The organism is Nocardia brevicatena NBRC 12119, assembly GCF_000308495.1.
GTDB classification, from domain to species: Bacteria; Actinomycetota; Actinomycetes; order Mycobacteriales; family Mycobacteriaceae; genus Nocardia; species Nocardia brevicatena.
The window spans coordinates 46263-61064 of the sequence record NZ_BAFU01000248.1; the positions used below are offsets into that span (position 1 = coordinate 46263).

A 14802-nucleotide genomic window follows, 5' to 3' on the forward strand; every position below is an offset into this window, starting at 1 on the left:
TGCCTACACCGGCTCAGACGCCGCGGCGACCAGCACCGCATGCAGTGTCCTGGCCTGCACACCCGCCTCGTCGCCCCGCAGCACCACCTCGGCGAACGCAGCGCCCACAGCCCGGCTCACATCGAAACCACCCAGGGCCGTGGCATCCCCGGTCAATTCGGCACGCCACTGCCGGTAACCACGCACCACCTCGGCGAGTGTGCGGTGGCGTCCCGACTCCCGACGCAGGTACTCCGCGATCAGGACCCGCTGTGCCTGCCTGCTCGCGAGACCGCCACCAGCGATATCGAGCGCCCGGCCGAATTCACGCAATGTTGCCGTATAGATATCCAGTTGTGCCGGCTCGGCGCCGGGTTCCGTGATTCCGGTCGCTCGCTTCGGCTCCTGTGCGGTTCGCTGGTCGAGAGTCATCGAGCGGGTTGCGCCCTGGATGCCGCGCGGTTCGGAGCTCCACCGCGCCATGCCCGATTCGTCGGTGAGTTCTGCCACCGCGGCGATATCCAGGGTGATCACCGGGTAGTCGGTGAGCACCCGGTCCACCGCGGACACGAACTCCCGCACGGCCGGTACCTGGAGGCCGGGTGTGTCGAATCCGACCACCCGCACACCGTGGCGGTCGACCAACATTCGCGCCAGCCACCCGATCACGGGATCGGATGCCGGTCGCTCACCGGAACTGCGCCGATCACGCTCACGGGGCTTTTCGCCGGGCGGTTTGTTCGACGGCGGCGGGGAATCGTGCCGAGGGCTCGGCTCGGCACCCATGGGCGGGCCCGCTGTTCGAGACGGCTGTCCGGCCCACGGGGTGTCGCGCCGTCCCATACCTGACTCTACCGGGCGACCAGGAGCTGGGCCTGGGGTGCGGGGTGCATCCCGCGTGGCGGCCGGGGGCAGCACCGAGGACGTGGGAGGCACCGTGGACGGGGGCGCTACCGAAGAGGGGGGTCGTCGACCGGAGTTTTCGGCAGGATTGCCGGATACACCATTGCCCGCTCGACTGCCCTGTTCCGGCTCGGGGCGTCCACGATCCGGCTGAGGGCGTCCGTGTTCCGACGGCTCCTGACGCTGTTGGCCGCTTTCCGACGTCGGCCGTCCCGCGGAACCATCCGTCGAGAGCGGTGCGCCAGGTGTGGGTGGCGCAGTGAGCTGCGCCCGGTCCGTCGGATACGCCGGGGCCCTCGCCGCCGGAGAGGTCGCTGTGGGATCGAACGACACTGGCGGCTGTACACCGACGGGAGACGGCGTGCCCGTGCCGTCGTCCAACCGCAGCAAAGCCGGCTCTCCGGTTTGCGGATGCATGCCCGGAGCCGCGGTATTTATCCGGGCAGCACCGTCGACATCCTGTGCCTCGAATTGGCTTGCAGCATTGGTCATTCCGACGGACGTACCGTGCAGGCTCTCCGCCATCGCCTGGACATTGGTCAGCAATTGATCGGCATGCGGTTTGAACTCCTGGGCGAACGCCAGGCCCAGATCGTCGTCGCCCCAACTACCCTCGGCCTGCGCCAGGCAATCCCGCAATCCCGCATAGGTCTGCCTCATCCGGTCACCGAGTTCGGCCAGCCGTGCTCCCCGCTCTCGCAGACCGGCCAGGTCCAACCGTGTTTCACTGTTCATGTCCCACCTAGGTCGGTCAGGCTCGGCCGCTGGTGCGCAGGCGGAACCGCCGCTCGAAATCGGTGACGAAGACCGATAGCGGCACCGACGAGCTCGAACGCTCCACGACACCATCGTCGGCGACGTAGAAAACCGCGCGGTCCAAAGTCATTTCACCGTCCGGCACCGGCGAACGCACCATCCAGCCCATGCTGATGCGGTCGGCCCGCAACGTCGACAGGGGGTACCCCGTGGTGTCGTAACCCCGCCTGTGGATGTGATCCCGGACCAGGTCGAGCGCATCCGCTTCGCGGATCCCGGCGGTGCGACCGGCGACCAGATCGGCGAGCACGAACTGGAACAGGGCGCCATCGATGTCGACCCCGGCGCCGTTACCGAGAACCTGCACGATCGCCTCTCGTGTCACCGCGGCGGCCTGCGCCGACGACACCAATAACTCGGCGCCTGCCGTTTCCGGTGACGGGCCATCCAGCAGGCTGTCGACCACTCCCGCAACCGTCTCGACCGTCCACACTGCGGGCAGCGCCGGCGCGCATTCCGGTATCGGAGCGGATTCGCCCCGATACCACTGCCCGGCCTCCCACCAGTAGCAGAACGACAGCAAGCCGGTCATCGCACGCGGATTGAGCACCGGGTCCGCCACCCAGTCCGGAGCTCCCGCAAACAATTTCGGCATCTCGCCACCCCCGTTGTACGCAGCGTCCAAGACCGGCGCATCCCACACCCCGCCCGACAGCACCGCGCGGTCCCCGGGCAGCAGAGTCAACGTCGAGCCGCTATGCCCCGCGCTTTCGAATATGCCCACCGACGGACCGATCCGCGGCCCCCGCTCCGATCCGACCGCCACGAAGGCCGCCGCCAGCACCGCCCACCGGGCCCACAACACCGCCAGTTCCGGCAACTCACCGGCCACGACCACCGCCCGCACACCCGCACGCTGGTCCGCCCGCATCCCGTCCGCGGCAGCCTGCGGCGGCCTCGACTGGCGATCACCACGCCCGATGTAAGCCGCCAACCACACCGGCAGCCGACCGCGCGGATAGTGTTCCACATCAGCCAGATATGCCTCCGGCGCGAACAACTGCTCACCGGGAAACGGCTCGGCACCATAATCGGCGACGACCTCGGCACCGTCCCCGTCGATGCGCACCAGCAACCGCCACCATGGTCCGCTCTCCGACCCGGCCGACATCCGCCGATGCCGACGCACCGACTCCCACACCGCATCCGACACCTGGCACCGAATCGCCCTGCTGCCGTCATCGGCCACCAGCAGCGCCGATTCAGCGACAACGGTCATCGCGAACCACGCCTCCAACCGTTGCCACCCGAGCGGGGCAAGCCCCCGCAACCCATCCACAATCCGATCGGCCGGCTCCGTGAGATCCTCACCTCCCGAATCGATCACAGCACACCCCCAATTCGGCGAACCTTCACTACACCGACCGCTCCGCAACACAGTCCCGCAGCCTCGACCACCAAGAGTTCACGAGCAATTTCCACAATCGCCCCCCAATCGCCTCGACCAGTTCATCGCCAGGATCGGATCGCACCCACATGGAGGGTTTCGCAATCGACACTCGGATGCAAACAGCAGTTGCCAACCGTGGCAAACGTCCTGCCCGCCACACTCGGACCGTAGACCTACCGAACCACTCACACCCCGACATCCCCACCGGCGCCATCCTCGACGTCCCCCGGGACAATCCGCTTCCCCTGGTGCCCGTCGTAACGGTCCCTTGAACCATTACGACGGGTGTGGCGTGACGTGGTCGGTGCCTGTGGCCGGCGCCGGCTCGAGAAAGCGCGGGCAGCCCCGATCTGGTTGCCGCCTGTTCGATGAACCTGTATTCGTTCGCGTTCACCGGGTACGGCACGGCCGTCGGTGAGATGGGCAACGCGGCGCAGCGCGGGACCCGCGGGCCGCGTGGGTGGAGATACGAGCCGCACGTCCTGGAAGGCAAAGTGCGCTCCGTTCCACTCGGGACCACAGCTGCCGCAGGATATCGATGGTTCCACCAGGCGGTCGGTGTGGGTTCGAAAATCGATCCCCCTGGCGGCGTGGTGGGCCCGGGTGGCGGAGTTCGGGCATCCGCCGCCCATACCCGCGATCGGCCGCCCCTCCGACAGCCGGTCGACGGCGGCCGGCCGATGGGCCGGCAGGAGCGGATGATGTAGCGCGGGATGCAGCACGGCCATGCCGAGCGTAAGGCGTTCGGTGGCCTGGGCGACTGCGGCCGGCAATATGAGCGGATCCGCGTGTGGTCGGGTAACAGGACCGTCGCCCGCCCGGATCGAGTCGAATCCGCATGCCTCGGCGCATCAGGCCGGCTCGACGAATGCCTGCGTGCCGTGCCTGTCCAACACAGACTGGTCCCGCGTCGGTAGCAGATAGCCGACCTTTACCGGATTCCCGACAAGTGATTACCGGATATCACGTGGTGCTGTGGCACCGAAGCGGGCAGGGCTGCCGACGGTCAGTACGACCTTGCCGGTGGCATGTCCGCGTCCGACCAGCCGATTGGCCTCCGCCGCACGCGCCAGTGGTAGTTCGCTGTCGATATGCACCGTCAGCTGTCCCTCGTCCACGAGCTGTGCCAGCGCTGCCAAACCCACCTGGTCGGGTTCGACCAGGAACCCGGAGGCACGCACCCCCAGCTCGGCGGCCCGGGCGGCCATTCCTGGAGTCCAGGCGCTCTGTGCATTGACCATGATTCCGCTGCGACGCAGGCACTGCAGCGCGCCGAGGGCGGCATCACCGCCGAACATCTGGATCACCACATCGACATCGCCGACCGCGGTGGCGACATCGATGGTGGTGTAGTCCACCACTTCGTCCGCCCCCAGGGCTCGGACGAAAGGATATTTGGCGGCGCTCGCGGTGCCGATCACATAGGCGCCCAACGACTTGGCGATCTGCACCGCGAGATGTCCGACTCCGCCCGCGGCCGCCGTGATCAACACTCGCTGCCCAGGACCGACCCGGGCCACATCGACCAGTATCTGCCATGCGGTGAGCCCGGCCAGCGGTAACGCGGCCGCCTCCGGAAAGGTCGACTTCTCCGGCATCTGTGCGAAATGACGGGCGGGCGCGGTGACATATTCGGCGTAGGCGCCGGCCGCCCGCGGAAACCATGGCATCCCGAATACCCGGTCGCCGGGCCGGAACCGGGTGGTGCCGTAGCCGACCTCGGTGACTACGCCGGCGACGTCCCAGCCATGGACGAACGGCAGCTCGAGGATCCGGTTGTAGGCCGAGCCCTGGGCGGTGTAGAAGTCGACCGGATTCACGCCCGCCGCAACCACTTCCACGAGAACCTCGCCGAAGGCGGGTTTCGGCCGGTCGATCTCGGTCAACCGCATGTTCTCCGTACTTCCCCACTCTTCCTGCAGCACTGCCAGCATGACTGACCCTCCTCGAGCGCTCCGGGAAAAGTATATGGACGACTGTACTATTAGTTGACCACCTATGTACAGCGTGCTTTCCTATCAATGTCTTTGCTTCAGGACGAAACGACATCCGACTGTCCATTTAGTGCCCCGGGAATCTGGAGGATTGCGATGACTGGAACACCGATCGAGACGGTGCAGACCTATGCGGAGGCCAAGTCGCGAGCCGATATCGCGGCCGCGCTGTCGGCCTGCCATGACGACGCGATACTCGAGACCGTCCCGTTCCGGGTCGTCGGCCGCAGCCGGACCGAGGCAGCCGGGCATCTGACCGGGTTCTTCCGCGCCTTCCCCGACTACTCGGTCGAGCTCGAGTACCTGCACGAGACCGCGGTCTCGTTGTGGGGGCCGGGACCATCCGCGCCACGATGGTTGGGGCCGCCGGCCGGTATCGAACCGACCGGCCGTCGCTTCGCGCTGCCGTTCGCCTGTCACTGGCGTATGCGCGATGGCCTGATCGCGCAGGAACGATTCTTCTTCGACTTCCGCCAGATGTGCGAACAACTCGGCCTGTCGACCGATGCGGCGGCGGCCCAGTTCGGCGCCTGGCGCGACACCGCCCGGTCGCCCCAACCCTGAAACCCGGACAGCCGTCCTAGTACTCTGGGGTTATGGACAAGAGGGTGCAGCGTGGCCTCCGATCACGACAGATCATTCTGGACCGGGCGATGAACATCGCCTCGGTGGAAGGACTCGAAAGCCTGTCCGTGCGGCGGCTGGCTAGCGAACTCGAGGTCAGCAAGAGCGGTGTATTCGCACAGTTCGGGTCCAAGGAGGAACTGCAGCTGGCGACGGTGCGGGCGGCAATCGACGTGTTCTCCGCCCGGGTGATCCGCCCGGCCATGAAGGTGCCCGCCGGGATCCGGCGGGTCAGGGCGCTGTCCGAGTCGTGGATGGACTATGCGCAGCAGCCCGTATTCGAGGGCGGCTGTTTCTTCATCTCGGTGGCGCCCGAATTCGACACCCGGCCCGGGCGAGTTCGCGATGCCCTCGCCTCGGCCCGCCGGGACTGGCACACCCTCTACACGACCATCGTTACCGAGGCTCAGCAACTGGGCGAGATACGCCCCGAAATCGATCCGGCCGACCTGGCCTTCGAACTCGACGCCCTCGCCCGCATCGCCGCCGAGGACGCCGCCTTGCTCGACGACAACCCCCGATACGACCGGGCCCGGCGGATCACTGCGAACCGCCTGCGTGCGGTGGCAACCGATACCGCCGCGCTCGACCACAACCCGCACTGACAATCGACAAAGGCGTGTCTGGCTTCTGTATCGAAGTGGTGATGTGGGTTGCGGTGTGGGCTGTCCTGGGTATCTGCCCGGCCGAGGTCCGCATCGCGATCGCGTGCGACGACTTCTCCCTCCATCTGACGACCAAGGAGCGTCGGTGGGTGGCAGAGTGGACCGAGGCCCAGTTCACCGCGCTGCGGTACTTCGCGCTCGACGGCACCGACCACGGCAGTCACCGGGAGCAGGTATCGATGATTCGTCGCTACATCATCTGACGCACCAAGCACACCGAGGACGAGCGGCTACGCAAATCGTCGATAGGGCAAACGTAGTCCGATGCGGTACTAGGCTGAGTTTGTGGCTGTAGTCATCGTCGGTGCAGGGTTCGGTGGGGTGGCGATGGCATTGGAGCTCGTGCGCTCCGGTCACCATGATTTCGTCATCCTGGAGAAGGCGTCCGAGGCAGGGGGAGTCTGGCGGGAAAACACCTATCCGGGTGCGGCATGCGATGTTCCGTCGCCGTACTACTCGTTCTCATTCGCTCCGAACCCCAGTTGGCCGAGGCGGTATTCGGAGCAGCGCGATATCAAGGACTATCTGAACCGGCTGATGGACGACTACGGTCTGCGTCCGCACATCCGGTTCGATACGGAGGTAACCGGCGCGGACTTCGATGCGGCAACGCGACGGTGGCGGATCGAGACGAACACCGGCGAGGCCTTGGATGCCGATGTGTTCGTGCCCGCCACTGGCCAGCTGTCCCGACCGGCAATTCCGGCAATCTCGGGCCGAGAAACATTTGCGGGCGTCAGCTTCCATTCAGCGGAGTGGAATCACGACTACGAACTCGCCGGCAAGCGGGTGGCGGTCATCGGAACCGGTGCGAGCGCCGTCCAGTTCGTGCCGCGGATCCAGCCGGTGGTGGCAGATCTGACGGTTTTTCAGCGAACGGCTCCCTACATCCTGCCGAAGCCGGACACCGCGTACGGTCGCTTGCGCCGGTTGACTTTTCGGCGGAGGCCACTGCTGCACAGCGCGGAGCGGCTGCTGTGCTGGTCGGGCGGGGAACTTGCCGCCTTGGGTCTTATGGGGAATCGAAGCATTGCACGCCTTGTCGGCTGGATCGCGAAATGTAATCTGCGCATACAAATTCCGGACGAGAAACTGCGGGCGGCGCTGACACCGGACTATCCGATCGGGTGTAAGTGTGTGCTATTCGGCAACAAATTCTATGCCGCGCTCACCGAAACCAATGTGCACGTGGTGACCGAGGCCATCACCGAGATCACCCCCCGAGGAATCCGGACTGCCGACGGTGTCGAACACGACGTCGATGCCATTATCTACGGGACAGGTTTCCTGGCGCAGGAACTGTTGGCGCCGATGAAGATCCGAGATCACAACGGTCGCGACCTGCACGATGTGTGGGCCGCAGGCGCACGGGCCTACCTGGGCATCGCGGTTCCCGGTTTTCCGAATCTGTTCATCATGTATGGCCCGAACACCAATCTCGGCTCCGGGTCGATCATCTACATGCTCGAACGCCAAGCGCGCTACATCCGCCAACTCATCGAGTATCTCGATACTCGTCCGGGAACCGCGCTCGACGTGCGCGCCGACGTCGAGCGACGCTACGATACCGAGGTTCAGCGCAGGCTCGCCTCGACGGTATGGGCTTCCTGTGCGAGCTGGTATCGCTCCGAAACCGGCCGGATCTCGACGAACTGGCCCGGACTGGTCAGTGAATACGACCGACGTACCCGCCGAGTCGAGATCGCGGACTACCGGCTCATGTCGTAGGCAGAAGTGACGGGCGGGCCGGCAGTGCCCATGCCTCTGCACCCCTGTGCGGTTGGTGCTCGGCTTGGCTGCCGATGAAGGGCCGGTCGGCGTGCCGGCCGCTGGGGTGTCTGCCCGCTTGCCGGCTGGTGCGCTCGGCATAGTGCCGCGTCAAGCAATGTTGGGTAGGTAATCTGGATGCCGGATTTCGATCCGACCGCGAAGTCATGGATGGGTGCGCAACGGGCTCTGGTGCAGACTTCGTGATCAATTCCGTAGCAGAGTGCATTTGCGGAGTAGATCGAGGTTTACAGCCGCACATTTGGCGTTGAGCATCCGATGCGGTTGATGTGGCTCCGATGGGACCGGAACTGTAAAGCAAAGTCAGGCCATTACGGATGGCGCCCTAACCGGGACTGCCACATCGCTGGGCCAGTGTCCCATGCCGGAATTCGTTGATTACTCCTTGGCTCGTGGCGTGTCGGGGTGGGATGCTGGTGTTGGGAGATGATGCCGGGCATGCCCGAGCGGCGCACCCGCAGATTCCGGTGCTCGTGGACGCCGGATCCGGCTCGTGCGGTGGATCCGACGTGGCCGGACCCCGAGTGTGCGAGAGTTGACCCCGTTGATCGAAAACGAAAGGAGAACCACCTATGGGTCGATTCGTCCGATGTGCGATTACCGCGTCGGCGTTCGCTGCCCTGGGCGGGATGGCCGGCTTCGCACCGAACGCGGCAGCCACCCCGTCGATTTACGAACCGAGCATCACCCCGTGCAGTCACCTGTTCAAGACACCGTTCGAATTCAATCGTGCGGCCCCGACATATTGGAGCCCGTTCGGCACCGCCGACATCGTCTGCTACGACGTCGGCTACCCGCCGGTGAGCTTCTATCAGCGTGACCCGTCGGGGCAGTGGCACGCGATGAACGAACTCATCCCCGGCAACTATTTCATCAACATCGTCGGCTACGGCCGCTTGCCCGCCTAGGACGTGTATCGAAGTGCAGGACCGCTGCGCTGCGCGACGTACTTGCCACCGGTTCGCGGCGGCATCCCGATGGGTGAACAGAGCGATGAAAGTTGTCAATTTACTTGTGAAACAGTCCTATTGACGGATTCTAGGTAACCGGAAGCCGAGTGCGATCCGGTTCCTGGATTCGGACGCTACGGCCAAATGCCTTGGTGAAGAAGTCGACGGCACCGAAATTGCCGGATTTCAACATGATATGCAGGGAATGTCCCGCTGCACTCCGGCCGTGCGTCCACGGGACGCCGGGATCGATCTGGCGCCCGATGCGCAGTTCGCGAAATGCCCAAAGCCCGAATGCATGCCCCGGAGGTTTCGCCACCGGCCGCGACGAGTTGACCGACGCCGTCGGCGACAAGCCGCACGGTGATCGAGGAGAGCGTGTCCTCGACGGCTGTGCCGACTTGCGTGGCATTTGGTCGCTGTGCCTCGGCGACATCACAGGGCGACGCTGTCGAGTAGATCAATGGAGTGCAGGCGGCCTCGAACTGTGGTGTTGCCCAGGCCATCGCCTCGGTGACGACATCGGCGCCGCCGATGTGGGTGGGCTCTATCCGGAACTTGGGGCCCGGGTGCTGCGTGACCTGCTTGTTGGTGCGAGTCGAGACGCTGCTCGCGACAATCGCACGGTGGCCCGCTGGGGCGGGTAGCTCGCCGGCGGTCCGGTGGTCGAGTCGCCGTGCGGAGGAAAGGCCGAGTGTCAGGCCTGATCCGCTTGCCACGAGTGGTTCGGCGGCAACGGCTTGTGCAATGGTGCGCAGATCGTTGTTGTCCGTCGCATCGATGACAATGATCGACGGGCCAACTTCGCCTGCGAGTCGGTCGAGTTCGACCGGACGCTACCGGTCCTCCCAGGACACCGTGGCATGCGAGCAGATTCTCCGTCACCATCTGCGTGAACGTCCGATCGAGGGAATCTATCTGCGGCTTGGCCGCGCGCACCGATGGCTTCTCCGGCTCGGATCTGGCGCGCCTGTGCGAGAGCACCGCCGAGCGCGCGCTCATCGACTCGGCCCGAACCGGACAGGTCCGAATGATCGACACGGCCGGCTTGGAGACCGTGCTGCGCGAGGTGCGCCCCTCCGTGTCGGCCTGGTTCGAATCGGCGCGCTCGGCCGCCGTGTTCACCGATGAAGGCGGCCTCTACGATGAACTCGTCGCCTACCTCAAACGTACCAAGTCACTATGAACCGGGTGTGGTTCACGGCTCGACTCCCGACAACCCGGGTGTCGGGCCGAGACGCTCACACGACCCGCATCCCCAGCATCGTCATCCACGCGTTGGTATCCAGGACATAGGTTACGTGATTGAGCGCCGTCCAGTCGGCCACGTTCCCGTCGGTTCGGTTGAGCAAGTCGGCCATCGCCGCGGGGTCCACGATCTCCCACACGGGCGCATTCGGGTCGGCGATCATGTCCCGGGCCGCGGCATAGGATGCTCGCTGATAGTCACCCGTCTGCGCCATGGGATACCCGCTTTTTCGCCGCCTGAGCACATCAACCGGGAGCAGGTCGCCGACGGCGTCACGCAGGATGCCTTTCTCGATGCCGCCGCGGTTCTTCATGTCCCAGGGGATGTTCCAGCAGTACTGAACCAGCTCACGGTCGCAGAACGGCACTCTGGCCTCGACACTCGCCGCCATGCTCATCCGGTCCACGCGCGTGAGTAGATAGTCCAGATAGAAGGTGTATGTCAGCCACGAGACCCGTCTGGCATGCCGGTCTTGTGGGTTCTCCCCGTCCAGCGTCGGAACATGGGCCATGGCCGTGGCGTAGCTGTCGTGGGCGTACTCTCTCAGGCCACGCCGGTCGACCACCTCGGGCCGGAGCAGTCCTGCGGCCGACCGGAAAGTATGCTGCCAGGGGAATGACCCGGTCGGCCCACTGCGCCACCACGCGTATCCCGCGAACGCCTCATCCGCGCCCTCACCTCCCACCACAACCCGCACCCCGTTGTCGCGGATATGCCGAAACAGCAGATACAGCGACACATTCGCCGTGCGGTGGGTCGGCCGTCCCCACATCCGCAGGGTGTACTCCTGCGCGGCGAGGAGATCCTCGGTAGTGACCATCTTGGTCGAGTGGACGGATCCGATATGGGCGGAAACGCGATGCGCCCACGGTGAGTCGCGCTCCACATGGAGAGTCGACGACGAGTAGTTGGTCTCGGCGGAGACGTAATCGATATCGAAAGTCGCCAGGCTGCCCTCCATCCGCCCGGTCGCCGCGATCGCGGCGACCGCACTGGAATCGATTCCACCCGAGAGCATCGCGCCGAGCGACACATCCGACACCAACTGACCCTGCACCGACTCCTGCAGTAACTCGCGCACGTGCGCTGTCGTCGTCGTCGCATCGTCGCGATGCGGTAATGCCTCGAGTTGCCAGTAACGACTTGTGACACAACCCGATTCGTCGAAGGTCAGCACATGGCCGGGCAGGACCTGTCGGAATCCGCGGAGAATCGACCGGTCCCGGTTCGTCATCGGGACCATGCAGAACAACTCGGCAATCCCTTCATGGTCCACCTCCGCTGCGACCTCGGGATGGGCAAGAATCGCTTTCTCTTCGCTTCCGAATATCACCGAATGTTCGGTTCGGAAATAAAACAATGGCTTGACCCCCAGTGGATCCCGGGCCAGTACCAAGCGACGACGACGTTGATCCCAGATGGCGAACGCGAACATGCCGGTGAAGCGGTTGACACATGCCGTCCCCCATTCGGCAAACGCGTGCAGCACCACCTCGGTGTCCGACTCCGTGACAAAATCCCGCCCTAAAGCCTGCAGTTCCGATCGCAACTTCCGATAGTTGTACAGCTCGCCGTTGTAGGTGATGACGAACCCGTCACCACTGTGGTTGCGCACCACCATGGGCTGCGATCCACCACGCAAGTCGATGATCGACAGCCGGGTATGCCCCAGAGCCGCACGGGGATCCGTCCATACGCCCATACCGTCCGGGCCGCGATGCACAAGTTGGGCGGTCATCCGCTCGATGACCCGATCACTATCCGACGGGCGTCCGCTCCACGATACGCAGCCCGCAATTCCACACATGTCAACTCATTTCTCGAACCCCCTGTACACATTTCAGACCCGGCTTTCCTGCCGATACGACCCGCCCAATACCTGCGGTGGGTTAATGAATAGGTGAATCAGACCGTCCCCACGTCCACCGTTCTCGAACGGCCGCTACGACAATGGAGTCGCCCACGAGCCGGCCAGTAACTCACCATCAGCGTAATCCAACGTACATCGAGGCCCACTGTCCCCAACGCAGGGGATAGCAGGTATATGACACGTGGTGGTTTCGATATCAATCGGAGAGGTCGCTCCGAAATGTCGACACGATACCGTCGTCAACCCAACCGTCGTCAACCTGTCGTGCAGCGGGAAGAAGGGAAGCTCGAGGAGACCGGCGCCGAGCCGGTCCAGAACCTCCTGGTGCAGCCGGTCGAAGAACCGTCGGCTGCCCAGGCGCTGAACCGGCGATGCGTGGTGGGCACGCTCACCGCGAACGCCGGCGGCAACTGCCGCCACGTGCACCCGCTGGTCAACACGAACACGATCGCGACCAACACCGCACGACCATCGACCGGCGCGGTACCACCCTGGCGGCGTGGAGTGAACTTCGGTATCAGTGGTTCGGCGATCTCCCACAACGCATCCGGAACCAGATGTCGAGCCAGAACATCCATCACCCGGCAGGCTATACGGTGCAGCTGTTTCCGTCCACATGAGACGTTCTCTTAGGCGCCAGTAGCTCGTGCTCCATCAGCACGCGGTTTCGAGCTGCAAGTGCTCAGCGGTTGTGTCCGGGTCCGCGAAGAATGGATTGGGTCGTTCCCGCAGGAGGTTTTCCACGAACCGGCCGGCGTGCGCGCGGCCGCGATCGGCTTCGGCGCCGGCCTGTCCCTGTTCCCGGGCGTCACCACTCCTACACCCTGCTTTGACACGTACCGTATACGATGCCGCATCGCCCCAGTCTCATGCGGGTGACGCGGCATCGTGCGTTCGACCTCGCGTGGACGTTCGATGCCGACGAAGAGGCTCGTTTGCCGGTGCCGGTGATGGTCGGGCAGTGGGTTGGGTCGGGCCGGTTACGCGGGTTTCCGGGTCTCGGTGGTCGCGGGTGGCTATCGCCGCCGCGTGGACGACGGCGGGCAGTAGGGTCGTCCTGTGGCCCTGCTTGTGCACCTGACACCGGAGAAGAACGCTCGGCGGATCCGTCGTGCGGGCATCACTGCGAGTGGCCCTGGACGCGGAGTGTTCTGTATGCCGGTGATGCCGTCTTATGTGCTGTCGCATCAGTGGCTGCGCGAGCTGCGCCGCGGCGGGCAGCGGCTGATCGTCGCGGTGGATTTCCGGATTCGAGACGACGAGCCGGTTCTCGTCGGACACTACCGCGCCGCCGCGACCGAGATGCCGGCGGTCGAGGCTGTTTCGGTCATCCTGCACGCCGAGGACGCGCGCGGGTACGAGATCCTGGTGCCTCGCTCGATCGCAGGTGCCGAACTGCGTCGGGTTCGGCACCTGCGGCAGGTGACGGGTTGGCGGTATCACCCCGAGGCGCACGGTCAGCGGCCCTGTGCGTGTCCGGCATGTCTGGGGCGTGGTGAGTTCAAGGCCGCCGACCTCCGTCGCCGGTTCGCAACAGATCCCCCGGAGCCCACGAAACCGCAACTGTTGGCTCAACTGCGCAGTGCGGACAACGACGACGATCTGGTCGAGGCGCTCTACGGTTTGGGTAGCAAGAGCCGCGGTGATGTCACCGATATCGCCTACCTTGTCGACCACCCCAACCCGGATGTCCGTTATGCGCTCGCCTCGGCGCTGCGCAGATATCGCGGCGGCGAGGCTCGTCGGCTCCTGGAACGCCTGTCCACCGATCCCGAGCTCGAAGTGCGTGACGCGGCGCGGAGGTGATCGTTGCCATCAACGGTTCCGACCACCGAATCCGCTCGGGGTGGCTCGGGCCGGCGGCGGTGACTGTGTGCTGCAGCTTCTGACCGTCAGCGCCGATCCCGCCGGCCGGTAGCGGGTTGGACATGGGGCTCGAGCCGGATAACCGACGCGGGCTGCCGACATCGAAGTGGAATCACCCACTGACATTCTGGTTGGCCACAGCAATCCACACTTCCTGTGCCAAAACCCATTTCAGTGACGGGCCGCAAAGGAATCCAGTGTCAAGATCGTTACGTCACGCCACCGGCGGGCGAGGGCCCGCGACCGGCAATGCGATGTTTGCGCTGGTTTTGTCTGCCGCGGCCGGCCGATGTGACCAGGTGGCACCGTCGAACGCCGGGGCGCCCATAGGATAGCCGGCTGCGGTGATCACCGGAACGGTTGGCCAGGGCGCGCCGAAGGATACGTGACCGGTGACGCTCATCCACGCAGCCGGCACGAGCGCCGCCATCGACAGGGGCGCCGGCTGCCGGGCTGCTCATTCTGCTCGCCCAATGCACCGCCCGGTTCGTTATCGTGCGGTTCTACCGATTACTCAACGCAGCGAAATATGCGGTGATCGGCGCCTTCGAACAACGCTTACCCGCCTACACCTACTCCCGAGCCGCGCGGCACTCCCTGGACGAAGGCCACGACTGGCGTAAATAACCACCCCTCAGTCACATTGCACAATGGGTACCGGTCATATTCGCCGTCGCATACCTTCTCGCCTTCGTCGCCACAACGGTC

The 14802-nt window shown here is 65.0% G+C and carries 13 protein-coding genes and 3 pseudogenes; 8 read left to right on the forward strand and 8 right to left on the reverse strand.

The genetic code is table 11. From position 1 onward, the window contains the following. Window positions 1-3: 3 nt before the first annotated feature. The 4 genes and pseudogenes from ON20_RS32175 to ON20_RS32190 all read right to left on the reverse strand — a co-directional run bounded on the left by ON20_RS32175 (window position 4) and on the right by ON20_RS32190 (window position 5022). Window positions 4-627, reverse strand: coding sequence for a hypothetical protein (locus ON20_RS32175; RefSeq protein WP_157229181.1), 624 nt, complete (start codon window positions 625-627; stop codon window positions 4-6). A gap of 1006 nt (window positions 628-1633) precedes the next feature. Further along, window positions 1634-2917: a hypothetical protein gene (locus ON20_RS32180; protein WP_245547624.1), complete on the reverse strand. Its 1284-nt coding sequence runs from the start codon at window positions 2915-2917 to the stop codon at window positions 1634-1636. 356 nt (window positions 2918-3273) lie between these two features. Next, window positions 3274-3924: pseudogene (locus tag ON20_RS40860) on the reverse strand (LLM class flavin-dependent oxidoreductase); the annotation flags it as partial. Window positions 3925-4041: 117 nt separating this feature from the next. Continuing rightward, window positions 4042-5022 carry an NADP-dependent oxidoreductase gene (locus ON20_RS32190; RefSeq protein ID WP_051163733.1) on the reverse strand — a complete coding sequence of 327 codons (981 nt, stop codon included), beginning with the start codon at window positions 5020-5022 and terminating at the stop codon, window positions 4042-4044. A gap of 156 nt (window positions 5023-5178) precedes the next feature. Between ON20_RS32190 and ON20_RS32195 the strand changes: the two genes are divergently transcribed. The 5 genes from ON20_RS32195 to ON20_RS32215 all read left to right on the forward strand — a co-directional run bounded on the left by ON20_RS32195 (window position 5179) and on the right by ON20_RS32215 (window position 9067). After that, window positions 5179-5646, forward strand: coding sequence for a nuclear transport factor 2 family protein (locus ON20_RS32195; protein WP_040841990.1), 468 nt, complete (start codon window positions 5179-5181; stop codon window positions 5644-5646). 32 nt (window positions 5647-5678) lie between these two features. Then, a complete protein-coding gene (locus tag ON20_RS32200) occupies window positions 5679-6311 on the forward strand; it encodes a TetR/AcrR family transcriptional regulator (protein WP_040841992.1) in 633 nt (210 codons plus the stop codon). 41 nt (window positions 6312-6352) lie between these two features. Continuing rightward, window positions 6353-6574, forward strand: a complete 222-nt coding sequence (locus ON20_RS32205) for a hypothetical protein (protein WP_245547625.1) — start codon at window positions 6353-6355, stop codon at window positions 6572-6574. 82 nt (window positions 6575-6656) lie between these two features. Then, window positions 6657-8099: a flavin-containing monooxygenase gene (locus tag ON20_RS32210; protein WP_040841994.1), complete on the forward strand. Its 1443-nt coding sequence runs from the start codon at window positions 6657-6659 to the stop codon at window positions 8097-8099. Window positions 8100-8731: 632 nt separating this feature from the next. Next, window positions 8732-9067, forward strand: coding sequence for a hypothetical protein (locus ON20_RS32215; protein WP_040841996.1), 336 nt, complete (start codon window positions 8732-8734; stop codon window positions 9065-9067). 130 nt (window positions 9068-9197) lie between these two features. On the opposite strand, the gene ON20_RS40865 is transcribed toward ON20_RS32215, so the two are convergent. Together ON20_RS40865 and ON20_RS40870 are read right to left on the reverse strand one after the other, a co-directional pair. Continuing rightward, a complete protein-coding gene (locus ON20_RS40865) occupies window positions 9198-9428 on the reverse strand; it encodes a nucleotide-binding domain containing protein (protein ID WP_157229182.1) in 231 nt (76 codons plus the stop codon). Then, window positions 9391-9828 (reverse strand): annotated as a pseudogene (locus tag ON20_RS40870) (nucleotide-binding domain containing protein); the annotation flags it as partial. The gene ON20_RS40865 and the pseudogene ON20_RS40870, both read right to left, overlap by 38 nt. 206 nt (window positions 9829-10034) lie before the next feature. Here ON20_RS40870 and ON20_RS38395 point away from each other — a divergent pair. Further along, entirely contained in the window at window positions 10035-10295 is a 261-nt protein-coding gene (locus ON20_RS38395; RefSeq protein WP_040841998.1) for a hypothetical protein, read from the forward strand. 55 nt (window positions 10296-10350) lie between these two features. On the opposite strand, the gene asnB is transcribed toward ON20_RS38395, so the two are convergent. Continuing rightward, window positions 10351-12165, reverse strand: coding sequence for an asparagine synthase (glutamine-hydrolyzing) (gene asnB / locus ON20_RS32230; protein ID WP_040842000.1), 1815 nt, complete (start codon window positions 12163-12165; stop codon window positions 10351-10353). Window positions 12166-12525: 360 nt separating this feature from the next. Continuing rightward, window positions 12526-12806: pseudogene (locus ON20_RS32235) on the reverse strand (transposase); the annotation flags it as partial. A 481-nt stretch (window positions 12807-13287) separates the two neighbouring features. Here ON20_RS32235 and ON20_RS32240 point away from each other — a divergent pair. Beyond that, window positions 13288-14034 carry a HEAT repeat domain-containing protein gene (locus ON20_RS32240; protein ID WP_040842001.1) on the forward strand — a complete coding sequence of 249 codons (747 nt, stop codon included), beginning with the start codon at window positions 13288-13290 and terminating at the stop codon, window positions 14032-14034. Window positions 14035-14547: 513 nt separating this feature from the next. Further along, the gene (locus ON20_RS40135; RefSeq protein WP_438803467.1) at window positions 14548-14721 is read left to right on the forward strand and encodes a RipA family octameric membrane protein; all 174 of its coding nucleotides are present in this window, start codon (window positions 14548-14550) and stop codon (window positions 14719-14721) included. Window positions 14722-14802: the final 81 nt, after the last annotated feature.